The sequence below is a fragment of the Roseateles sp. genome, assembly GCF_039595595.1.
Classification (GTDB): Bacteria; Pseudomonadota; Gammaproteobacteria; order Burkholderiales; family Burkholderiaceae_C; genus Roseateles.
On the sequence record NZ_JBCNLG010000005.1, the window covers coordinates 162172 to 183631 of the forward strand.

Here is a 21460-nt window from a genome sequence, read left to right on the forward strand (position 1 = left end):
CGCGGCCGCCGACCGAGCCCCCTCCACTTCCATCGCCCGCCCCACTTGAAAGCCACTTCCATCAGCGCGGACCGGCTGTTCGAGGAACACCGGGAGGCCTTGCGCTGGGAATGGATCGCCGGGCACGCGCATCCCGAGCGCCGCTTCGACGAAGCCGCCTTGCGCGACGCGCAGTCGGCCGCCGACCTGGTCGGCTACCTGAATTACATCCATCCCTACCGCGTCCAGATCGTGGGCCGGCGCGAAGTCGGCTACCTGAGCCAGGCCTCGGGCGACGTGCTGGACCGCCGCATCGCGCGCATCGTGACGCTGGAGCCGCCGGTGATCATCGTCGCGGATGGCCAGGTGGCGCCGGACCGGCTGGTCGCGATGTGCGATCGCGCGGAGATCCCGCTGTTCACCACCGCCGAGAGCGCCGGCCATGTCATCGATCTGGTGCGCGCCTACCTGGCGCACGTCTGCGCGAACCGCACGACGCGCCATGGCGTGTTCATGGACATCCTCGGCCTGGGCGTGCTGCTCACCGGCGAGTCCGGCCTGGGCAAGAGCGAACTGGGTCTGGAGTTGATCAGCCGCGGCCACGGCCTGGTCGCGGACGATGCGGTCGATTTCTTCCGCATCGCCCAGACGGCGATCGAGGGCCGCTGCCCCGAGTTGCTGATGAATCTGCTGGAGGTCCGCGGCATCGGCCTGCTGGACATCAAGGCGATCTTCGGCGAGACGGCGGTGCGCCGGAAGATGCGGCTCAAGCTGATCGTGCACCTGGTCCGCAAGGAGACGATGGAGCGCGACTTCGAGCGCCTGCCCTACGAGCCGCTCTACGAGGACGTGCTGGGCATGCCGGTGCGCAAGGTCGTGATCGCGGTGGATGCCGGCCGCAACCTGGCGGTGCTGGTGGAAGCCGCGGTGCGCAACACCATCCTGCAACTGCGCGGCATCGACACATACCGCGAGTTCGTCGAACGCCATCAGCGCGCCATCGAACAGGGGCTCAACGACGGGAGCTGAGCCGCCGCCGGCTCCGTGCAACGGTGAAAAAGGGGCTCCGCGGGAGCCCCTTGCCGCTGCGCTTCGCGCCGTTCAGCGCGCCAGCTTGTGCGGACAGTCCTTCTTGACGCAGTTCGCGTACAGCGCGAGCGAGTGCTCCTGCAATTGGAAGCCCCGCTCCAGCGCGATCGCGTGCTGGCGCTCCTCGATCTGCGGGTCGTAGAACTCTTCGACGAAGCCGCAGGTCAGGCATACGAGGTGATCGTGGTGATGACCCTCGTTGAGCTCGAACACCGCCTTGCCCGACTCGAAGTGATTGCGAGACAGCAGCCCCGCCTGCTCGAACTGCGTGAGCACGCGGTAGACCGTCGCCAGGCCGATGTCGGCCCGTTCGTCGAGCAAAGCTTTGTAAACGTCCTCCGCGGTCATGTGCCGCTGCTGGGCGGTCTGGAAGATCTCGAGGATCTTGATGCGGGGCAGCGTGGCCTTGAGCCCGCTGTTCTTGATTTCGTCTGACCGGTTCATGGGGTTTGCGCCTGCGGGGGAGCGTGGGAGCGTGCCGCTAGAATCTGCGGATCATAGCCCTAGCGCCTAGGCCGATCCGCGCCATGTCATTGAATTCCCGTATCGCCCCCATTGCCCGCCGGAAGCTGTCCGGCAGCGCGATGGCCGGCCTGGTTGTTGGTCTCCTGGCCCTGGGCGGTTGCTCGCAGATGCCCAAGTTCGACGCGCTGTCCGTCAGCGGCGACAAGGTGCTGGGCCTGGTGCCCCCCTACCGCGTCGAGATCGTCCAGGGCAACGTCGTCACCAAGGAACAGCTGGCCGCGATCAAGCCCGGCATGCCCCGCGCCCAGGTCAAGGACCTGCTCGGCTCCCCGCTGCTGACCGACCTGTTCCACGAGAACCGCTGGGATTACGTCTTCACGATCCGGCGCCAGGGCGCCGCGCCGCAGAACCGCCACATCCTGCTGACCTTCGACGGCGACAAGCTGACGAAGATCGACGCCCCGGACGACCTGCCGACGGAGAAGGAATTCATCGCGTCGATCAACACGCTGAAGCTGCGTGGCAAGGAGCCCAAGCTCGAGCTGACGGAAGAGGAGCGCAAGGCGCTGCCGCCGCCGGTGCGCACGGCCGCGGCCTCCGCGCCGGAGCCGATGGGCGCGGTGCGCGACTATCCGCCGCTGGAGGCGCGCCGGTGAGCCGTCTGCGGATCGCGATCACGGGCGCGTCCGGCCGCATGGGCCGGATGCTGATCGAGGCGGTGCTCGCTGCCGATGACCTGGAGCTCACCGCAGCGCTGGTCCGCGAAGGCAGCCCGGCACTGGGCGAGGACGCTGGCGCCTTCCTCGGCCGCACGACCGGCGTGGCGATCACCAGCGACGTGAAGGCGGGCCTGTCCAAGGCCGATGTCCTGATCGATTTCACCCGGCCCGAGGGCACGATGGCCCATCTGGCGCTGTGCGCCGACCTGGGCGTGCGCACCGTCATCGGCACCACCGGCTTCAGCCCCGACGAAAAGGCCAGGATCGGCGAGTTCGCGCAACGCGCCGCCGTGATGATGGCGCCCAACATGAGCATCGGCGTCAACGTCGTGCTGAAGCTGCTGGCGCAGGCGTCGAAGGCGCTTGCGCACGGCTACGACATCGAGATCGTCGAGGCCCACCACCGCCACAAGGTCGACGCCCCCAGCGGCACCGCGCTGAAGATGGGCGAGGTCGTGGCCCAGGCGCTGGGCCGAGATCTGAAAGCCTGCGCGGTCTATGGCCGCGAGGGCGTCACCGGCGAGCGCGACCCGTCGACGATCGGCTTCGCCACCGTGCGCGGCGGCGACGTCATCGGTGACCACACCGTGATGTACCTGGGCATCGGCGAGCGCATCGAGATCAGCCACAAGGCCTCGAGCCGCGCCACCTTCGCGCAGGGCAGCGTGCGCGCCGCGCGATTCCTGGGCGGCCGCGCGACCGGCCTGTTCGACATGAACGACGTGCTGGGCATCGCCTGAGCCCGCGTCCTCTCCTGATCGGCGCCCCTCCCGCGACGCGATGACCGAACTGATCCACCTCTGGCAAGCGGGCGACGGGGTCGCCCGTTTCGTTTCCCTGCTGCTGCTGGCCATGTCGGTGAGCTGCTGGGTGCTGATCTTCTGGCGCGGCTGGACGCTGGCGCGGGCGCGCACCGATCTCGGCCGCGGCCTGCCGGTGTTCTGGGCCGCCGCCGACGTCGGCCAGGGGCGCGAACAACTCGCCCGGCTCGACCGCGGCGCGCTGATGCTGCCGCTGATCGACGCGGCGATGCAGGACAGCCCGGCCGGCACGCTGGCGGCCTCGGCGCAGAAGAGCTCGCAGCTGACGCGCCGCCTGCGCGACGCGCTGCATGGCGTGCTCGGCGGCTTGAACCGGGGCCAGGTCGTGCTGGCGACGATCGGCGCCACCGCGCCCTTCGTCGGCCTGTTCGGCACCGTCTGGGGCATCTACCACGCGCTGCTGAGCATCTCCTCGGCCGGCAATTTCAGCCTGGACAAGGTCGCCGGCCCGGTCGGCGAGGCGCTGATCATGACCGCCGCCGGCCTGGCCGTGGCGATCCCGGCGGTGCTGGCCTACAACCTGTTCGGCAAGTGGGTCGCCGCGTGCGAGGCCGAACTCGAGGGCTTCGCGCACGATCTGCGCGAGCTCGCCGGCGGCGCCTGAGCCCCGATCACCCGGCCCGCGCCGCCTGAAGCGATGAAGTTCGGCCGACTCGAACGCCGCGAAGCGCCCAAGCCCATGGGCGAGATCAACATGACGCCGCTGATCGACGTCATGCTGGTGCTGCTGGTGATCTTCATCATCGCGGCGCCGCTGATGGGCAGCGCGCTCAAGCTGGACCTGCCCAAGAGCGATGCCGCCGCGCCCGGTCCGGGCGCGCGCTTCATCGCGCTGGCCGTCACCCCCCAAGGGGAGTACGTCCTGGGCGAGGACAAGCTCGACGCGAAGACGCTGCGCGAGCGCCTGACCCAGCTCGCCAGCCGCCAGCCCGACGCCGAGCTGCGGCTGAGCGCCGACCAGTCCGTCCCTTACGGCAAGGTCGCGCAGTTGATCGGCTGGGCGCAGCAGGCGGGCCTGAACCGGATCGCGTTCGTGGCTGAACCGGGCGAGGCGGCCGAGCCCGCGCCGGCGGCGAAGCGCTGATCGTTCACCCCCGGAGGGCGGCCCTCGCCAGGAGGATGGGCGGCCGCGCGCCGCCTCCTACAATCGGCGGCTACGTTGCCCGAGCCACCATGAACGAGAAATACGCCCCCTCCGAGGTCGAACAGGCCGCCCGCGATCACTGGAACGCCCGCGACGCCTACCGCGTCGTCGAGGACGCGTCCAAGCCCAAGTTCTACGCCTGCTCCATGCTGCCCTACCCGAGCGGCAAGCTGCACATGGGCCATGTCCGCAACTACACGATCAACGACATGTTGACGCGTCAGCTGCGCATGAAGGGCTACAACGTGCTGATGCCGATGGGCTGGGACGCCTTCGGCCTGCCGGCCGAGAACGCGGCGATGAAGAACAAGGTGCCTCCTGCCGCCTGGACCTACGACAACATCGCCTACATGAAGTCGCAGATGCAGGCGATGGGCCTGGCGATCGACTGGTCGCGCGAGATCGCCACCTGCAAGCCCGACTACTACCGCTGGAACCAGTGGCTGTTCCTGAAGATGCTGGAAGCGGGCATCGCCGAGCGCCGCACGCAGGTCGTGAACTGGGACCCGGTCGACCAGACCGTGCTGGCCAACGAGCAGGTCATCGACGGCAAGGGCTGGCGCTCGGGCGCGACGGTCGAGAAGCGCGAGATCCCCGGCTACTACCTCAAGATCACCGATTACGCGGAAGAGCTGCTGGCCGCGGTCGCCGATCCTTCGGACAAGAACTTCCTGGCCGGCTGGCCGGAACGCGTGCGCCTGATGCAGGAGAACTGGATCGGCAAGAGCGAGGGCGTGCGCTTCGCCTTCCCGCACGCGATCGCCGGCGACGATGGCCAGCCCATCCAGGGCGGCCTGCTGTACGTGTTCACGACGCGCGCCGACACCATCATGGGCGTGACCTTCTGCGCCGTCGCGCCGGAGCATCCGCTGGCCGCGCACGCCGCGAAGACGAACCCGGCGCTGGCCGCGTTCATCGAGGAATGCAAGCAGGGCGGCACCACCGAGGCCGAACTGGCCACGCAGGACAAGAAGGGCCTGGCGACCGGCCTCTTCGTGACGCACCCGCTGACCGGCGAGCAGGTCGAGGTCTGGGTCGGCAACTACGTGCTGATGAGCTACGGCGACGGCGCCGTGATGGGCGTGCCGGCGCATGACGAGCGCGATTTCGCGTTCGCGAAGAAGTACGGCATCGCGATCAAGCAGGTCGTCGGCGTCGAAGGGGAGACCTACTCGACGGATGCCTGGGCCGAGTGGTACGGCGACAAGCAGCGCGGCATCTGCATGAACTCGGGCGCGCTGGACGGCCTGACGCACAAGCAGGCGGTGGACAAGGTGGCCGAGCTGCTCGGCACCAAGGGCCTGGGCGAGAAGAAGACGACCTGGCGCCTGCGCGACTGGGGCGTCAGCCGCCAGCGCTACTGGGGCACGCCGATCCCCATCATCCATTGCGACCACTGCGGCCCGGTGCCGGTGCCGGAGAAGGACCTGCCGGTCGTGCTGCCGGAGGACTGCATCCCGGACGGCAGCGGCAATCCGCTGAACAAGCGCGCGGACTTCCTGAACTGCAGCTGCCCGAAGTGCGGCGCCGCGGCCAAGCGCGAGACGGACACGATGGACACCTTCGTGGACAGCTCGTGGTACTTCATGCGCTATTGCGACGCGACCAATCCGGAGCAGATGGTCGCCGGCGGCACCGACTACTGGATGCCGATGGACCAGTACATCGGCGGCATCGAGCACGCGATCCTGCACCTGCTGTACGCGCGCTTCTGGACCAAGGTGATGCGCGACCTGAAGCTGGTGAAGATCGACGAACCCTTCACCAAGCTCCTCACACAAGGCATGGTGCTGAACCACATCTACTCGCGCCGCGGCGAGAAGGGCGGCATCGAGTACTTCTGGCCGCACGAGGTCGAGAACCAGTTCGACGCCTCCGGCAAGATCATCGGCGCCAAGCGCAAGAGCGACGGCTCGCCGGTGGACTACGAGGGCGTGGGCACGATGTCCAAGTCCAAGAACAACGGCGTCGACCCGCAGGAGTTGATCAACGAATATGGCGCCGACACGGCCCGCCTGTTCGTGATGTTCGCGTCCCCGCCCGAGCAGACGCTGGAGTGGAACGACGCCGGCGTCGAGGGCGCGCACCGCTTCCTGAAGCGGGTGTGGGGCTTCGGCGCGAAGCAGGCCGACGCGATCAAGGGCGGCGGCGCCGACTTCGCGGCGCTGAACGACGAGGGCAAGGCGTTGCGCCGCGAGGTGCACCTGGTGCTGAAGCAGGTCTCGTACGACTACGAGCGCATGCAGTACAACACCGTGGTCTCGGGCGCGATGAAGCTGCTGAACGCGCTGGAAGGCTTCAAGGCGGAGGGTCAGTCGGCCGCCATCCGCGAAGGCTTCTCGGTGCTGCTGCGGGTGATCTATCCGGCCTGCCCGCACATCGCGCACGCGCTGTGGACCGAGCTGGGCTTCGCGGCCGAACTCGGCGAGCTGCTGGACGCGCCCTGGCCGCAGGTCGACGAAGCGGCGCTGGTGCAGGACCAGGTCGAGCTGATGCTGCAGGTCAACGGCAAGCTGCGCGGCGCGATCAAGGTCGCGGCTTCGGCCGACAAGGCGGCCATCGAGGCGGCGGCGCTGGCCAGCCCGGACTTCGAGAAGTTCGCGGAAGGCAAGGCGCCCAAGAAGGTCGTCATCGTGCCGGGCCGCCTCGTCAACGTGGTGGTCTGACGCCATGAAGCGCCGCGATCTGCTCTCGCTCGGTGCGCTCGGCGCGCTCGGTGCCACGGTCCTGCTGTCGGGCTGCGGCTTCGAGCTGCGCAAGGAGCCGGTCTATCACTTCAAGACGCTGGCGCTGAAGGGCTTCGTGCCGCACTCGCCGCTGGCGCAAGAGCTGCGCCGCCAGGTGCAGCGCAGCACGGTGCGCCTGGTCGAGGATCCGAACCGCGCCGACGTGATCATCGAGATCGAGCGCGAGACGCGCGACAAGACCTCGGTGGCGACGACGGCCGCAGGGCAGATCACGGAATGGCAGCTGAGACTGTCGCTGGACTACTCGCTGCGCACGGCAGGCGGAGAGATCCTGCTGCCGCGCACCGAGCTGCGCCTGACCCGCGACATGACCTACAGCGAAAGCGCGGCGCTCGCGAAGGAACAGGAAGAGGCCTCGCTCCAGAAGGCGATGCAGGTGGAGGCCGTCGGCCTGCTGCTGCGCCGCCTGGCGGCGGTGCATCTCCCCGCCTGAGCCGCGTTCACCGCGTCATCGAGTTCCGCGTTCCATCCCCCCGATGCAGATCAAAGCCGAGGCCCTGGCGGCCCACCTGTCCAAGGGCCTGAAGCCGGTCTACGTCGTGCATGGCGACGAGCCGCTGCTCGCGCAGGAGGCGGCCGACGCGCTGCGCGCCGAGGCCCGAAGACAGGGCTACAGCGAACGCCAGGTCTTCATCGTCAGCGGCGCCTATTTCGACTGGGCGCCGGTGATCGCGGCGTCGCAGGCGATGAGCCTGTTCTCGGACAAGCAGTTGATCGAGATCCGCATCCCTGGCGGCAAGCCGGGCAAGGACGGCTCGGAGGCACTGCAGCGCTACGTCGAGGGCTTGCCGCCCGACGTGCTGACGCTGGTGACGCTGCCGCGGCTGGACAAGACGCAGCTGAGCAGCGCCTGGTTCACTGCGCTGGACGCGGCTGGCGTGTCGGTGAAGGTCGATCCGGTCGAGCGGCGCGAGCTGCCGGCGTGGATCGCGCGCCGGCTGCAGCAGCAGGGCCAGCCGGTGGCGGCCGGCGCGGAAGGCCAGCAGGCGCTGGAGTTCTTCGCCGATCGCGTCGAGGGCAACCTGCTCGCCGCCCATCAGGAGTTGCAGAAGCTGGCCTTGCTGCACCCGCCGGGGGAGCTCGGCCTGGCGCAGATCGAGGCGGCCGTGTTGGATGTGGCGCGCTTCGACGTGTTCAAGCTCAGCGAAGCGCTGCTGAGCGGCAAGGTGGCCCGGGTGCTGCGGATGCTCGACGGTCTGAAGGCCGAGGGCGAGGCCGCGGTGCTGGTGCACTGGACCATGGCCGAGGACATCCGCGGTCTGAAGCGCGTCCATGACGCGGTGGCGGCGGGAAAACCGCTGCCGATGGCGCTGCGCGAGTCGCGCATCTGGGGCCCGAAGGAGCGGTTGTTCGAGCGCATCGTCCCGCAGCTGCAAGGCGCGGCGCTGACGCGGCTGGTCGTGGCCGCCCAGGTGTGCGATGGCATCGTCAAGGGCTTGCGCCATCCTGACTGGCCCACCGATCCGTGGGAGGCGCTGGGGAGATTGGCGCTCATGCTGGAGCAAGCCCTGCGCCCGCCAGCCCAGAAAAACCGCTATGGTTGACGCCTTGACGTCCACTTGGCGTTGCCGATGAGCCTGATCCGCATCATTGCTGCTCCCGCCCTTCCTGCCCCTGCCGCCTCTTTTGCCGCCCGGCCCGGCAACCGCCTCGCGGCCCGCGTCTTCCACGCCGCGCCGCTGCTGGCCGCCGCGCTGGCAACCCTGGCCGGGCTGAGCCCCGGGCAGGCGCGCGCGGCGGACTGGACGCTGCAAGTGGTCGACCGCCATGGCGCGCCCGTGCCGGGCGCGGTGGTCGCCGTCGAACCCAAGGGACAGCCCGCTCCGCCCGCCAGCGGCGCGACCGCCGCCATGGGTCAGCGCGACCGGCAGTTCCAGCCGCAGTTGCTGGCCGTCCAGACCGGCACGGCGGTGAGCTTCCCCAACTTCGACACCGTGCGGCACCACGTCTATTCGTTCTCGCCGACGAAGAAGTTCGAGCTGAAGCTGTACTCCGGCACCCCGGCGGAGCCGGTGGTCTTCGACAAGGCCGGCGTGGCCCAGCTCGGCTGCAACATCCACGACCGGATGAGCGCCCACATCGTCGTGGTCGACACGCCGCTGTTCGGCATCTCCGACGCCAGGGGCGAGGTCCGGCTGGACCTGCCGCCGGGCAGTCACCGCCTGCGCCTGTGGGAGGCGCGGATGGGCAACACCGCGCCGACGGCGCAGCCGCTCACGGTGGGCACGGGCGCGCCGGGCGTGCTCAAGGTCGAACTCAAGGACTGAACCGCCGATGCGCTGGCCGGACTTCCTCAACCTGCGGCGGCTGGAGGGGCGCATCGTCGCGTTGTTCCTGGCGCTGCTGCTGGTCGTCCAGCTGTTGAACCTGACGCTGATCAACCAGGGCATCGCCCGCAACGCGCGGGCCTCGGTGGCCGAGGAACTGGAAGCCGGCGAGCGCATCCTGCTCCAGCTGATCGACGAGGACAACGAGCAGCGCGGCCTGGTGGCCGACCTGCTGCAATCGGATTACGGGCTGCGCCAACTGGTCGCCGAGGGCATCCAGGGTCAGGAGCTGCGGGCGATGATGCAGGAGGTCTTCACCAACCTCAGCGCCCGGGGCGATGCCTCCTTCATCGGCTACGCGGACGACACCTTCAAGCTGGTGACGGCCACCGGCGAGGTCGCGGCGAAGGTCGCGCCGCTGCTGCGCGGGGTGACGCGCCAGCAGCAGGGCCGCACGCAGAGCCAGCTGCTGCTGCTCGACGGCAAGGCCTACCAGGTCGTGGTCGCGCGCATGCGGGCGGCGGGCCTGGGCGGCTGGATCTTCACCGGCTTCGAGATGAAGGGCGACCAGCTGCGGGAGCTCAAGCGCATCGTGCACATCGAGGCGGTGCTGCTGGCGCAGTCCCCGTCCGGGCAGTGGCAGGTGCTGGCCACGGTGCTGGACCCGGAGGCGACGGCACGCGCCGTCCAGGCGCTGCCGGCGCTGGGGCCGGCCGAGCGCGGCTCGGCGCAGACCTTTCACCTGGAGCTGGAAGGCGAGCAGTTCCAAGCCCGGCTGCAGCCGCTGCCGCATGGCGGCGACGCCGACCGGGCGGTGGCGGTGCTGCTGCTGCGCTCGGTGGACGAGGCGCTGGCCCCGTACCGGCGCCTGCAATGGATGCTGCTGGGCTTGAGCGGCGCGGGCGTGCTGCTGTTCGCGGTCGGCGCGGTGCTGACGGCACGGCGCATCAGCGGCCCGGTGAAGGCGCTGGCGAGCGAGGCGCACCGCCTGGGTCAAGGCGACTACGCGCGCCCGGTGGCCAGACCCTCGAGCGACGAGATCGGCGATCTGGCCGAAGCCTTCGAGGCGATGCGCCAGGGCATCCGTTCGCGCGAGGAGGAGGTGCACCGGCTCGCGTTCTGGGATCCGCTGACGGACCTGCCCAACCGGGAGCAGTTCCATCAGGCGCTGGCGCGGCGGATGGCGGAGAGCGACGTGCGCTTCTCGCTGCTGATGCTGAACCTGGACCGCTTCAAGCATGTCAACGACGTGCTGGGGCGGGCCTTCGGCGACCGGCTGCTGCGCGCGGTGGCGGAACGGCTGCGGGGCCTGCTCAAGGACGAGGTCAGCATGATCGCGCGGGTCGGGGGCGACGAGTTCCTGCTGCTGATCGAGGGGGCTGGTGCGACGCGGGCCGAGGCGATCTGCAAGCGCATCCAGCGCGACTTCGAACGGACGCTGAGCATCGACGACCAGACGGTGGACCTGTCGGCGGGGATGGGAGTGGCGCTGTATCCGCAGCACGGGCGCGACCCGATGCTGCTGCTGGCGCGGGCCGAGCTCGCGATGCATGCGGCCAAGCGCGGCCAGAGCGGTTGCGAGGTCTACGCGCCGAGCATGGATGCGCTGAGCCAGGAATCGCTGTCGCTGCTGAGCGAGCTGCGGCACGCGATCGACGCCGGGGAACTTCGGCTGTATCTGCAGCCCAAGGTGGACCTGCACGGGCAGCGGATCTCGGGCGCGGAGGCGCTGGTGCGCTGGCAGCATCCGGTGCGCGGGCTGGTGCCGCCGATGGCCTTCATCCCGTTCGCGGAGCAGACGGGCTTCATCCGGCAGATCACGGCCTGGGTGCTGCAGGCGTCGTCGGTGGCGTGGATGGCCTTGCAGAAGGACGGGCTGGCGGTGCCGATCAGCGTCAACCTGTCGACGCGCGACCTGATGGATCAGGACCTGCCGATCAAGGTGGCGGACCTGGTGGCGGGCGTGCCGCCGCCGTCGCTGTGCCTGGAGATCACCGAGTCCGCGATCATGGACGACCCGCAGCGGGCGCTGCAGACGCTGGAGCAGTTGCATGCGCTGGGCTTCAAGCTGTCGATCGACGACTTCGGGACGGGCTACTCGTCGCTGGCGTATCTGAAGCAGCTGTCGGTGGATGAACTCAAGATCGACCGCAGCTTCGTGATGAACATGGAGCGCGACATCGACGACGCGAAGATCGTGCGCTCGACGATCGAGCTGGCGCACAACCTGGGCTTGTCGGTGGTGGCGGAGGGGCTGGAGACGGCCAAGCAGTGGACGCTGCTGCAGACGCTGGGCTGCGACCAGGGGCAGGGCTACATCCTGTCGCGGCCGATGCCGGCGGAGCAGTTCGCGCAATGGCTGCGCGACTGGCGGCCGCCGGACCTCGGCGACGCGCGGGCGAACACGATCCTGGCGGGGTTGTAAGGCGGGCGGGGTGACCTTCGGCGGCGCCGATGGCGCCGATGGCGCCGAGTCAGCCGCCCGGACACGGTGGCTGTCCGCGATGTCCCTACACGGCATTTGGCGGATCGCCGATGGAAGGCGCGAGAGCCGGCGCGTACAACTGCGACATCCGCAACGTCCGCCGCCCACCGCCATGCCGCACCGTTCCCTCCGTCCCCTGCCGTCGCTGAGCTCGCTCAGGCGCTGGCTGGTGTTGGGCAACCTGCTGGTCGCCCTCATCGTGGCCAGTGCCGCCTGGGTCAGCCTGGACAACGCGCGCCGGGGCGACCAAGACGCCGCGCGGCAGACCGCCGAGAACCTGGCCTCCAGCCTGAGCGCCGAGGTCGGGTCGGAACTGCGGCTCATCGACAACGCGCTGACCACCATCGCCGAGCGCTACAGCCGCGCCGCCGATGACGCGGCGCGCGAGGCCGTGCTGACCGAGATGCTGGCCACCCAGCGCGAGCTGCTCGATCACGTCTGGGCCCTGCGCGTCGCCGACGAGCACGGCCGGCTCGTGCACGGCGTCGAGCGCGGGATCTCGCCGGACGTGTCGGATCGGGACGATTTCATCCAGGCGAGCGCAACCCACGAGACCATTCTGTCCGAGCCCTTCTTCAGCAAGGTGTCCGGGCGCTGGGTGATCAGCGTGGCCCGCAGCCTGTACCGCGCCGACGGCCGGTTCGCGGGCGCGATGCTCGCGTGCGTGTCTTCGGAGCACTTCGCGGATCTGTTCAGCGGCATGGAACTGGGGCAGTCCGGCGCCATCGCGATGCGCACCTCGCAGCGCCTGCGGCTGGTCGCGCGGCATTCGGTGTTCGAGCCGCGCTCCAGCAAGGGACTCGGCGAGACGACCGTCTCCGAGGCCTTGCGCGCCAGCCTGGCCGCGGACGAGGAGCGCGGCGCCTACATCACGCCGACGGCGCTGGACCGCGTCGAGCGCTTCACCGCCTATCACCGTGTCCGGGGATATCCGCTCATCGTCTTCGCCGGCTTGAGCACCAGCGAGTACCTGGTGCCGTGGCGGCGTCAGGCGGCGGAGCTGTGGTGCCTGGTGGCGGTGCTGATCCTGACGATCATGGCGATCTCGGTGCATCTGTACCGGCGGCAGGTGCGCGAACGCGCCGCGCGGCTGGCCGCCGACAGCATGGCCTTCCGCGATGCGCTGACGGGCCTGCCCAACCGGCGGCTGTTCGAGGAGCAGTTGGCCGCGGCGCAGGCGGCCTCCGCGCGAGGCGACGCGGCCGTCTCGGTCGCCTACCTGGATCTGGACGGGTTCAAGCCGGTCAATGATCTCCACGGGCACGAGGCGGGTGACCGCGTGCTGCAGGAAGTGGCGCGGCGTCTGCAGAGCGTGGTGCGCGGCGGGGATGTGGTGGCCCGGCTCGGCGGCGATGAGTTCGCGCTGGTGCTGCCGGCCAGCGGCACGGTGGCGGCGGCCCGGGCGGTGCTGCAACGCTGCCTCGGCGAGATCGAGCGGCCGATCGAGCTGGATGACGGGCAGGTGGTGAACGTCAGCGCGAGCATCGGCGTGGTGATCGCGCAAGGCGGGCAGCCGACGTCGGAGCTCACGCGGAACGCGGACTCAGCGATGTACGCGGCCAAACGAGCGGGCAAGGGACGGATCCGGTTCCATGGGCCTCACCCGGCCTTCCTGAACGAGCCGGTTCAGGGCGCCGGCGTGATGGAGGAATCGCTGGCCGCCTGAGCACGGGGCACACCTCTCCCTGTCAACTCCCTCGCCCCGCTTTGCGGGGAGAGGGGGCTCGTGCCACAGCGCTGCTGCCCTTCGAAGCACCCCCTCTCCCCTGCCCTCTCCCCCCTCGCGGGGGGCGAGGGAGTTCTTGCGATTGAGGTGGAGGTAGGCCAGCGGCGGCGGAAGTGCGGAAACCTTCCTGCCTTGCGCAGCAAGGCAGCTTCTAGGTCTTCGCCGGCAGGCGCACGGCGAAGCGGCCGCCGCCCCAGCGCGAGCTGCCGACCTCGATGCGCCCGCCCGCCGCGCGCACGATCGAATCGCACAGCGCCAGGCCCAGCCCCGTGCCCTGGATCTCCGCCGCCCGTGCGCCTGCGCCGCGGTAGAAGCGCTCGAACAGCCTCGGCCGCTCCTCTTCCGGAATCCCGGGACCGTCGTCCTCGACCGCCCATTCCGTCCATCCCTCCCCCGCCGTCAGCGACACCAGCACCGAGCCGCCCATCTCCCCGAACTTGAGCGCGTTGTCGATCAGATTGCTCGCCACCAGCATCAGCAGCTCACGCGAGAGCTCAACCCGCGCCGGATGCGACGCGTCGAACGCCACGCGCAGGTCCACGCGCCGCCGCTGCGCCGCGGGCGCCGCCCGCCGCACCACCTCCTCGAGCAGCGGCGCGATCGCCACCGGCGCCGCCTGCGCCGATTCCTGGCCCGAGTCGATCCGCGCCAGCGTCAGCAGCTCCTCCACCATCATCGTCAGCCTCACGACCTCGTCGAGGCAGGACCGCAGCGCCTCCACGTACTCCGCGGTCTCCCGCGGGCGCCGCAGCGTGATCTCGAGCTCCGTCCGAAGCCGCGACAACGGTGATCGCAATTCATGCGACGCGTCCGCGGTGAAACGCCGCTGCCCCTCGAAGGCCTGCTCCAGCCGCGCCAGCATGTCGTTGAGCGTGTCGATCAGCCGGCCGATCTCGTCGCGCGGGCCGGGATGGGGCAGGCGGTCGGACAGCGTCTGATCGCCGATGCGCCTGGCCTGCCGCACGACGTCGTCGATGGCGCCGAACACCCGCCCCGTGAGGTGCGCCCCCGCCAGCGTCAGCACCACCACCAGCACCACGCCCATGATCAGGAACATCCAGCCCGCCGACACCACCGCGTGATCGACGTCATCGAGCGAGCCCGCCACCTGCACCGCCAGCGCACGCCCGCCCGGCACCGGCACGGAGACGCGCCGCGTCGGCTCGTCGCCGAAATCGAGGTTCTCGAAGACGGTCTCGCCTCTCGCCAGCCGCTCCAGCAGCGCGCGATCGTTGGGCAGCGTCGCCGCGCCAAGGTTGGCGCTGCGCGCGAGCACCGTCCCGCCCGGACCGATGACCTGCACCAGCCGGTCCAGCCGCGCGTACGACGGCGGCGCCGATGCCGCGCTCGCTGACTCGTGCACCGCCACCGGCAGGGACGAACTCGCGGCCAGCATGCTGGCCTCCTGCTCGGCCAGCGCGAGCAGCGCCCCATCGAGCTGCTCGCGCAGCGAGGCGACCAGGCTCAGGTAGGTCAGCGAGGCCGCCACCGCCAGCACCGCCGTGACGACCACGACATGCACCAGCGCCAGCCGCCGGCGGAAGCTAAGCATCGCCGCCTCCCCGGATGCGGAAGCCGTGGCCGCGCACGGTCTCGATCAGCGGCGCGCTGCCCGCCGGATCGACCTTGCGGCGCAGCTTGCTGATGTGGGCATCGATCAGGTTGTCGATGGCGAGCGGATCGTCCTGCCAGATCTGCTCGGCCAGCCGCTGGCGCGCGACGGCCACGCCGGGCTGGCGCATCAGCGCCTGCAGCAGCGCGAACTCCTTGGGCGTCAGCGGGATCGCCTTGCCGCCGCGCGTCACCTGCTGCGACGCGGGATCGAGCGTCAGGTCGCCCGCCTTGAGCACCGGCGGCCGCGTCATCTCCGAGCGCCGCAGCAAGGCGCGCAGCCGCGCCAGCAGTTCCTCGAACTCGAACGGCTTGGTCAGGTAGTCGTCCGCGCCGGCGTTCAGGCCGGTCACGCGCTCCGACAGCGCATCGCGCGCGGTGAGCATCAGCACCGGCACCTGCTGTCCGCGCGCGCGCAGCGTGCGGCACAGCGCGATGCCGTCACCATCGGGCAGCATCCAGTCCAGCACGACGAGGTCGTAGGTCGTGACGAAGGCCGCCTCGTCCCCTTCCGCCAGGGTCGCGGCCAGGTCCACGACGAAGCCCTCCTCGCGCAGGCCGCGCGCCAGCAGCCCGGCCGCCTTGCGATCGTCCTCGACCAGCAGAATCCTCATCGCGCCCTCCTCTCGTGCGCGAGCAGTCTCGCATGGCGGCGCGGGCCCGGCCGCGTGCGGCGCGCGCTCATGGCGCCGGCGGCCGGCCCACGCTCTGCTGCAGCCGGACCGTCGCCGCCGCCAGGTCGCTGCGGGCCTGGAGATAGGCCAGCCAGGTGTCGTCCGCGGCGCGCTGCGCGGACAGCAGCTCCAGCAGCGAGGCCGAGCCGTGCCGGTAGGACGTCCGCATCCCTTCCAGCACGCGGTCGGCGTCGACCAGCGTGGCATCGCGATAGCGCGCCAGGTTCTCGAGGGCCGCCTCGTACTGCGCGAACGTGACGCGCACGTCGGCCTGCGCTTTCAGCTCGGTCTGGCGCAGGCCCAGCATCGCCTGCGTCACGGCGGACTCGGCCTGGACCAGATCGCCGCGGTCCAGCCGCGACAGCGGAATCGGCACCGTCAGCGACAAGGTCAGCGCGTTGGAACGTGGCGACGGTGCGGCCGGCGAGCCATCCGGCCCGAAGACCGGCCGCCCTTGCGCCGTGTAGCCGTAGCTCACGCCGATGGCGGGATCGACCGCGCGATTGGCACGCGTCAGCCCGGCCGCGGCGCGAGCGGTGTCGAGCGCGGCACGCGCGGCTTGCACGTCGTCGCGGGCGTCGAGCGCCTGCGACACGAGCGCTTCGGCGTCGCCGGGCAGGCGCGCATCGCTGAACACGCAGCGGGGCAGGCGCTCGCCGAACTCCTCGTTCCAGCGGTGGCCGAGCGGCACCGCCAGCCCTTCCATCGCCGCCACCGCGTCCGCGCGCGCCTTCACGACGGTGGCCAGGAACTGGTCACGGCCATTGCGCGATTGCAGCAGCTCCAGGCCGCCGAGGTCGCCAGCGCGATGCCGCAGCTCGTTCATGCGGACGATCTCGGACAGCGCGCGCAGCGAGCCCTCCTGGCGCGTCAGCGCCTCGCGCGCCCGGCAGGCCTCGATGAAGGCGGCGGCCGCGTCGGCGGAGGCCTGGCGCTGGGCGGCGTTCAGGGCGGTCTCGCTCGCCTTCACCTGGCTGCGCGCCAGGTCGACACGGCGCTCGCGCTTGCCGCCCATCTCGACGGTGTAGGTCAGGCCGATGGTCTTGGCCACGCGCGGTTTGGGATTCACCGCGCTGCTGAGCTCGTTCGGGCCGGCGCCGAGCGCCAGCGAGGGATCGGGCCGCAGGCCGGCGATCCCGACGCCGGCCCGCGCCGACACCAGCGCCTCGCGCTGCGCGGCCAGATCGTTGCTGGCGCGGAGAACGGCTTCCAGATAGGCCTGGAAGGCGACGTCGCCCGAAGCGCCCGAAGCGCCCGAAGCGCCCGGAGCGCCGGTGGCGGCGTCAGCGGCAGCCGGCTCGGCGCGGACCTCCGGCACGCCGGTCGTGATGGCGGCGATCACGGTGGCCAGCGCGGCGATGGCCGCCGGGCCGACCTGCCGGACGAAGCGCGCGAGGCGGGCGGCGCGCACGGCGGAGCGATGCAGGACCAGCCGGTTCATGCGGGGGTCTCCGAAGGGTGATCGTCGAGGGACGCGCGTTCGGCCCGCTTCCCGGCGGCCTGCTCGGCGCGTTGCTCGATCCAGTGATAGAGGGCCGGCAGGAGCAGCAGCGTGAGCAGCGTCGCGGTCGCCAGGCCGCCGACGACAACCGTCGCCAGCGGCCGCTGCACGTCGCTGCCCAGGCCGGTCGCCAGCATCGCGGGCGTCAGGCCGAAGGCGGCGACCGTCGCGGTCATCAGCACGGGCCGCATGCGGCTGGCGGCGCCCTCGAGCACGGCCTCGCGCAGCGGCATCCGGTCCTCCTTCCGCAGCCGGTTGATCTGCGCCACCATCAGCACGCCGCCGAGCACCGCCACGCCGAACAGCGCGATGAAGCCCACTGCGCTCGACACGTTCAGCGTCATGCCGCGCAGGTGCAGCGCGGCGAAGCCGCCGATCATCGCCAGCGGCACCACGCCCAGCACCAGCAGCGGCTGGCGCAGGTTGCGGAACTCGGCGAAGAGCAGCAGCAGCATCACGCCCAGCGTGGCCGGCAGGATCACCGCCAGGCGCTGCTGCGCGCGCTGCAGGTTCTCGAACTGGCCGCCCCACTCGAGGTGGAAGCGCTGGCGGTCGAAGTGCACGTCGCGCTCGAGCGCGGGCTCGGCTTCGGCCAGGAAGCTGGACAGATCGCGGCCGCGCGTGTTCAGCCGCACGATGATGTGGCGCTCGCCCATCTCGCGGACGATGACGCTCTCGCCGACCGTGGTGCGGATGCGCGCGACGTCCGCCAGCGGCACCTGCGCGCCGTTCGCGCCGGTGAGGCGCAGATCGCCGATGGCCTGCGGGCTGGCGCGCGATTCCGCGGTGAAGCGGACCGTCATGTCGTAGCTCTTCTCGCCGACGTAGACCTGCCCGATCGAGGCGCCGCCGATGCCGGTCGAGATCAGGTTGGCGACATCGGCCGCGTTGATGCCCAGCCGGGCGGCGGCGGCGCGGTCCAGGTCGATGCGCAGGTTGGGCAGCGGCGGCTCGACGTCCACCGCCACGTCGGCCGCGCCGGGGATGCCGCGCAGCACCTGCGCGACGTGGCCGGCGATGCGGCGGCCCTCGTCGAGGTCGTCGCCGAAGACCTTCACCACCAGGTCGCTGTGCGCGCCGGACAGCTTGTCCTGCACGCCGTCGATCATCGGCTGCATGAAGGACACCGCGTAGCCGGGCATGCGCGCGTAGCGCTCGCTCAGGCGCTGGATCAGGGCCTGCTTGCCGCCGGGCGAGGTCCAGGTGTCGTAGGGCTTGAGGCCGACGCTGGCCTCGATGTGCGAAGGCGTCCAGTAGTCGGTGCCGTCGTCGTTGCGGCCGGTCTGCGTGACGATGTAGGAGATCTCGGGGAACTCCAGCGTCGCGCGGCGCAGCTCGTCGGCCATCTGCGCGGCCTTCTCCAGCGTCATGCCGGGCGGCATCTGCACCTGCAGCCAGATCGAGCCCTCGTCCAGATAGGGCAGGAAGTCCCGCCCGATCGTGCCCGCGAGCGCCACCAGCGCCAGCGCCGCGCCGGCCACCGCCGCCGCGAGTCCGCGGCGCGCGCCGACGGCCCGCGTCAGGAAGGCGGCGTAGCGGCGCTGCAGCGCATCCAGCGGCCGGTTGTGGAAGATCCTGCGCGGCCGGCGGAAGGCCAGCCAGGCCAGCGACGGCGTCAGCATCAGCGCCACCAGCAGCGCGCCCACCAGCGCTGCGCCGACGGCGTAGGCCATCGGGCTGAAGAGCTTGTACTCGATGCGCTCGAGCGCGAACAGCGGCAGGTAGGCAGCCGCGATCACGGCCATGCCGAAGAAGATCGGCCGCGCCACCTGCAGCGTCGCGGTGATGGCGTCGCGCGGGGTGAGCAGGCGATCGGCCTCGCGCTCGCGGCGGCGCAGGATGTTCTCGACCACCACGACCGCGCCGTCGACCAGGATGCCGAAGTCGATCGCGCCGAGCGACAGCAGGTTGGCCGGCACCTTCGCGTGGTGCATGAAGATGAAGGCGAACAGCAGCGCCAGCGGGATCGTCGCGGCCACGACGAGCGCGGCGCGCGGGCTGCCCAGGAACAGCAGCAGCACCAGCGTCACCACGACCATGCCTTCGATCATCGTGTGGCTGACGGTGTGCGCGGTCTTCTCGATCAGCGTCGAGCGGTCCAGGTAGGGCACGACCTTCACGTCGCCGGGCAGCAGCTTGGTGTTGAGCTCGTCGACGGCGGCATGCAGGCCGTCGAGCGTGCGCGACGGATTGGTCTCCTTGAGCAGCAGCACGATGCCTTCGAGCGTGTCGCCGTTGCGGTCCTTGCCGAGGATGCCGCGGCGCTCGACGTTGCCGTAGCGCAGCTGGCCCAGGTCGCGCACCAGCACCGGCACGCCGCCGACGCTCTTCACGACCACGTTGCCCATGTCCTCGAGCGAGTGCAGCAGGCCGACGCCGCGCACGACATAGGACTGCTCGCCGCGATCGACGACGCTGCCGCCGCCGCTGCTGTTGTTGGCGTTGATGGCGTCGACCACCTGGGTGAGCGTCAGGCCGTACTGGGTCAGGCAGGCGGGGTCGAGTTCCAGCATGAACTGCGTGGTCAGGCCGCCGAAGTTGGTCACGTCCACGACCCCCGCGACCTTCTTCAGGCGCGGGATGACGGTCCAGAACTGCAGGTCGGAGAGTTCGCGCAGGCTGCGGCTCGGGCTTTCGAGCGTGTAGCGGTAGATCTCGCCGGTGGGCGAGGTGTAGGGATCGAGGCCGGGCTTGGCGCCGTAGGGCAGCGTGAGCTCGGCCAGGCGCTCCTGCAGGCGCTCGCGCGACCAGTAGCCCTCGACGCCGTCCTGGAACACGACGGTCACCAGCGACAGGCCGAACAGGCTGCGCGTGCGCAGCACCTGCATGCCGGGTGTGCCCAGCAGCGCGCGCTCGATGGGGATGGTGATCTGCTGCTCGACCTCCTCGGCGGCCAGGCCGTTGACCTGGGTGACGATCTGGGAGGTGACGTCGGCGATGTCGGGATAGGCCTCGATGGGCAGCTGGCGGAAGCTGTGCACGCCGTAGAGCGCGGCGAACACGAACACCAGCCAGACGATGCCGCGCCGGTCGAAGCAGAGGCTGACGAGGCGTTCAATCATTGAGCAGCACTCCCTCGCGCACGACGACGCGCTCGCCCGGCTTCAGGCCGGAGACGATCTCCACCGCGTCGCCAAGCGAGGCGCCGACGGTGACATCGCGCGCGGCATAGCGGCCGGGCGCGCGCTCGACGAAGACGCGCGTGAACAGGCCGCTCTGCAGCAGCGCGGAGGCGGGGACGACCGGGGCCTCGTGCGAGGGGCCGGCGAAGAGCACCTTCGCGAACATGCCGGGGCGCAAGCGGCCGTCGGCGTTATCCAGGATCAGGCGAACCTTGACGGTGCGGGTGTCGGGGTCGAGCACCTCGCCGAGGTAGCGGACGGTGCCCTCGCGCGGCGCGTCGGGATAGGCGTTCAGGCGCACGCGGGCGCGCTGGCCGACGAAGACCTGCGCGAGGTCCTTCTCCGGCACGGCGGCGGTGAGCGAGACCTGGCTGAGATCGGCGATGGTCATCAGCGGCGCATTGATGTCGTTCCAGTAGCCGCCCTGCGCGGCGCTCATCTCGATGACGCGGCCGGCGAGCGGCGCGCGCACGACCAGGCGGCGGCCGGTGGTGTCGCTGGCGCCGAGCTGCGCGAGCTTGGCCTGCGTGGTGCGCACGTCGCTGTCAGCCTGCGACCGCGCGAGCTGGGCGGCCTCCAGGTCCTTGCGGGCGGCGATGTCGGCGTCGAAGAGCAGTTGCTGGCGGTCGAGGTCGCGGCGTGCCTGGGCGGCGGCGTCGCGCGCCTTGGCGGCCTCGCCGCGGGCGGCGCTCAGGTCGGAGGAGTCGAGCGTGAACAGCACGTCGCCCGCGCGGACCGCATCGCCGAGCGCGCGATGCAGGCGATCGATGCGGCCGCTGACCGGCGGCGTGATGCGCGCGAGGTGATCGGGCAGGGCCTCGATCGAGCCCGGCGCGGTGATGGGTTGCTCGACGGCGCGGCGCTGCACCTCGGCCACGACGATGCGGCCGCGCAGCGGCGAGCGCTCGGGGACGAGGACCTCGGCGCCTTCACGCCGCAGCGCGGCCTGCGCGGCGGAGGCATCGGCGCGCGCCTCACCGTCGCAGCCGGAGACGAGCAGCAGCGGCAGCAAGGCGAGCATGAGCGGACAGGCTCGCGCGGCGCGGGACCTGAGGGAAGTCCACATGAGGGGTTCTCCAGAACAGGGGGAAGGCGGGAAGGCGGAAATGG

At 70.7% G+C, this 21460-nt stretch carries 17 protein-coding genes; 11 read left to right on the forward strand and 6 right to left on the reverse strand.

All coding sequences use genetic code 11. From position 1 onward, the window contains the following. Window positions 1-45: 45 nt before the first annotated feature. Entirely contained in the window at window positions 46-1008 is a 963-nt protein-coding gene (gene hprK, locus ABDW61_RS09025) for an HPr(Ser) kinase/phosphatase (RefSeq protein WP_343638116.1), read from the forward strand. A 72-nt stretch (window positions 1009-1080) separates the two neighbouring features. On the opposite strand, the gene fur is transcribed toward hprK, so the two are convergent. Continuing rightward, window positions 1081-1512: a ferric iron uptake transcriptional regulator gene (gene fur, locus ABDW61_RS09030; RefSeq protein WP_343638117.1), complete on the reverse strand. Its 432-nt coding sequence runs from the start codon at window positions 1510-1512 to the stop codon at window positions 1081-1083. An 83-nt stretch (window positions 1513-1595) separates the two neighbouring features. Between fur and bamE the strand changes: the two genes are divergently transcribed. From bamE to ABDW61_RS09080, 10 genes are all read left to right on the forward strand, one after another. After that, on the forward strand, window positions 1596-2189 hold the full coding sequence (gene bamE / locus ABDW61_RS09035; RefSeq protein WP_343638118.1) for an outer membrane protein assembly factor BamE: 594 nt from the start codon (window positions 1596-1598) through the stop codon (window positions 2187-2189). Beyond that, a complete protein-coding gene (dapB, locus tag ABDW61_RS09040; protein WP_343638119.1) occupies window positions 2186-2992 on the forward strand; it encodes a 4-hydroxy-tetrahydrodipicolinate reductase in 807 nt (268 codons plus the stop codon). The genes bamE and dapB overlap by 4 nt, the downstream gene beginning before the upstream one ends. A 40-nt stretch (window positions 2993-3032) precedes the next feature. Continuing rightward, a complete protein-coding gene (locus ABDW61_RS09045; RefSeq protein WP_343638120.1) occupies window positions 3033-3677 on the forward strand; it encodes a MotA/TolQ/ExbB proton channel family protein in 645 nt (214 codons plus the stop codon). A 33-nt stretch (window positions 3678-3710) separates the two neighbouring features. Next, window positions 3711-4157 carry a biopolymer transporter ExbD gene (locus ABDW61_RS09050; protein ID WP_343638121.1) on the forward strand — a complete coding sequence of 149 codons (447 nt, stop codon included), beginning with the start codon at window positions 3711-3713 and terminating at the stop codon, window positions 4155-4157. A gap of 89 nt (window positions 4158-4246) precedes the next feature. Then, a complete protein-coding gene (gene leuS / locus ABDW61_RS09055; RefSeq protein ID WP_343638122.1) occupies window positions 4247-6883 on the forward strand; it encodes a leucine--tRNA ligase in 2637 nt (878 codons plus the stop codon). Window positions 6884-6887: 4 nt separating this feature from the next. Continuing rightward, window positions 6888-7397, forward strand: coding sequence for an LPS assembly lipoprotein LptE (gene lptE / locus ABDW61_RS09060; protein ID WP_343638123.1), 510 nt, complete (start codon window positions 6888-6890; stop codon window positions 7395-7397). A gap of 43 nt (window positions 7398-7440) precedes the next feature. Further along, the gene (gene holA, locus ABDW61_RS09065; RefSeq protein WP_343638124.1) at window positions 7441-8508 is read left to right on the forward strand and encodes a DNA polymerase III subunit delta; all 1068 of its coding nucleotides are present in this window, start codon (window positions 7441-7443) and stop codon (window positions 8506-8508) included. A 27-nt stretch (window positions 8509-8535) separates the two neighbouring features. After that, window positions 8536-9231 (forward strand): methylamine utilization protein, encoded by a 696-nt coding sequence (locus tag ABDW61_RS09070; protein WP_343638125.1) that lies wholly within the window; start codon window positions 8536-8538, stop codon window positions 9229-9231. 7 nt (window positions 9232-9238) lie between these two features. Then, window positions 9239-11656, forward strand: coding sequence for an EAL domain-containing protein (locus ABDW61_RS09075; RefSeq protein ID WP_343638126.1), 2418 nt, complete (start codon window positions 9239-9241; stop codon window positions 11654-11656). Window positions 11657-11828: 172 nt separating this feature from the next. Beyond that, window positions 11829-13382 carry a sensor domain-containing diguanylate cyclase gene (locus ABDW61_RS09080; RefSeq protein WP_343638127.1) on the forward strand — a complete coding sequence of 518 codons (1554 nt, stop codon included), beginning with the start codon at window positions 11829-11831 and terminating at the stop codon, window positions 13380-13382. A gap of 211 nt (window positions 13383-13593) precedes the next feature. Here the strand turns inward: ABDW61_RS09080 and ABDW61_RS09085 are convergent, their stop codons facing one another. From ABDW61_RS09085 to ABDW61_RS09105, 5 genes are all read right to left on the reverse strand, one after another. Next, a complete protein-coding gene (locus tag ABDW61_RS09085; protein ID WP_343638128.1) occupies window positions 13594-14994 on the reverse strand; it encodes an ATP-binding protein in 1401 nt (466 codons plus the stop codon). Beyond that, window positions 14987-15667: a response regulator transcription factor gene (locus tag ABDW61_RS09090; RefSeq protein ID WP_343638129.1), complete on the reverse strand. Its 681-nt coding sequence runs from the start codon at window positions 15665-15667 to the stop codon at window positions 14987-14989. Before ABDW61_RS09090 ends, ABDW61_RS09085 begins: the two co-directional genes overlap by 8 nt. A 67-nt stretch (window positions 15668-15734) precedes the next feature. Then, window positions 15735-17168, reverse strand: coding sequence for a TolC family protein (locus ABDW61_RS09095; protein WP_343638130.1), 1434 nt, complete (start codon window positions 17166-17168; stop codon window positions 15735-15737). Beyond that, the gene (locus ABDW61_RS09100; protein ID WP_343638131.1) at window positions 17165-20290 is read right to left on the reverse strand and encodes a CusA/CzcA family heavy metal efflux RND transporter; all 3126 of its coding nucleotides are present in this window, start codon (window positions 20288-20290) and stop codon (window positions 17165-17167) included. Before ABDW61_RS09100 ends, ABDW61_RS09095 begins: the two co-directional genes overlap by 4 nt. After that, window positions 20283-21371, reverse strand: coding sequence for an efflux RND transporter periplasmic adaptor subunit (locus ABDW61_RS09105; RefSeq protein ID WP_343638132.1), 1089 nt, complete (start codon window positions 21369-21371; stop codon window positions 20283-20285). Before ABDW61_RS09105 ends, ABDW61_RS09100 begins: the two co-directional genes overlap by 8 nt. Window positions 21372-21460 lie beyond the last annotated feature (89 nt).

Excerpts from the sequence above, each read along its gene's own strand:
- ABDW61_RS09050 (WP_343638121.1), top strand. The coding sequence starts at position 3,711 with ATGAAGTTCGGCCGACTCGAACGCCGCGAAGCGCCCAAGCCCATGGGC.
- holA (WP_343638124.1), top strand. The coding sequence starts at position 7,441 with ATGCAGATCAAAGCCGAGGCCCTGGCGGCCCACCTGTCCAAGGGCCTG.
- ABDW61_RS09045 (WP_343638120.1), top strand. The coding sequence starts at position 3,033 with ATGACCGAACTGATCCACCTCTGGCAAGCGGGCGACGGGGTCGCCCGT.
- lptE (WP_343638123.1), top strand. The coding sequence starts at position 6,888 with ATGAAGCGCCGCGATCTGCTCTCGCTCGGTGCGCTCGGCGCGCTCGGT.
- fur (WP_343638117.1), bottom strand. The coding sequence starts at position 1,512 with ATGAACCGGTCAGACGAAATCAAGAACAGCGGGCTCAAGGCCACGCTG.
- ABDW61_RS09075 (WP_343638126.1), top strand. The coding sequence starts at position 9,239 with ATGCGCTGGCCGGACTTCCTCAACCTGCGGCGGCTGGAGGGGCGCATC.
- ABDW61_RS09100 (WP_343638131.1), bottom strand. The coding sequence starts at position 20,290 with ATGATTGAACGCCTCGTCAGCCTCTGCTTCGACCGGCGCGGCATCGTC.
- ABDW61_RS09095 (WP_343638130.1), bottom strand. The coding sequence starts at position 17,168 with ATGAACCGGCTGGTCCTGCATCGCTCCGCCGTGCGCGCCGCCCGCCTC.
- leuS (WP_343638122.1), top strand. The coding sequence starts at position 4,247 with ATGAACGAGAAATACGCCCCCTCCGAGGTCGAACAGGCCGCCCGCGAT.
- ABDW61_RS09105 (WP_343638132.1), bottom strand. The coding sequence starts at position 21,371 with ATGCTCGCCTTGCTGCCGCTGCTGCTCGTCTCCGGCTGCGACGGTGAG.
- ABDW61_RS09085 (WP_343638128.1), bottom strand. The coding sequence starts at position 14,994 with ATGCTTAGCTTCCGCCGGCGGCTGGCGCTGGTGCATGTCGTGGTCGTC.
- ABDW61_RS09080 (WP_343638127.1), top strand. The coding sequence starts at position 11,829 with ATGCCGCACCGTTCCCTCCGTCCCCTGCCGTCGCTGAGCTCGCTCAGG.
- ABDW61_RS09090 (WP_343638129.1), bottom strand. The coding sequence starts at position 15,667 with ATGAGGATTCTGCTGGTCGAGGACGATCGCAAGGCGGCCGGGCTGCTG.
- ABDW61_RS09070 (WP_343638125.1), top strand. The coding sequence starts at position 8,536 with ATGAGCCTGATCCGCATCATTGCTGCTCCCGCCCTTCCTGCCCCTGCC.
- bamE (WP_343638118.1), top strand. The coding sequence starts at position 1,596 with ATGTCATTGAATTCCCGTATCGCCCCCATTGCCCGCCGGAAGCTGTCC.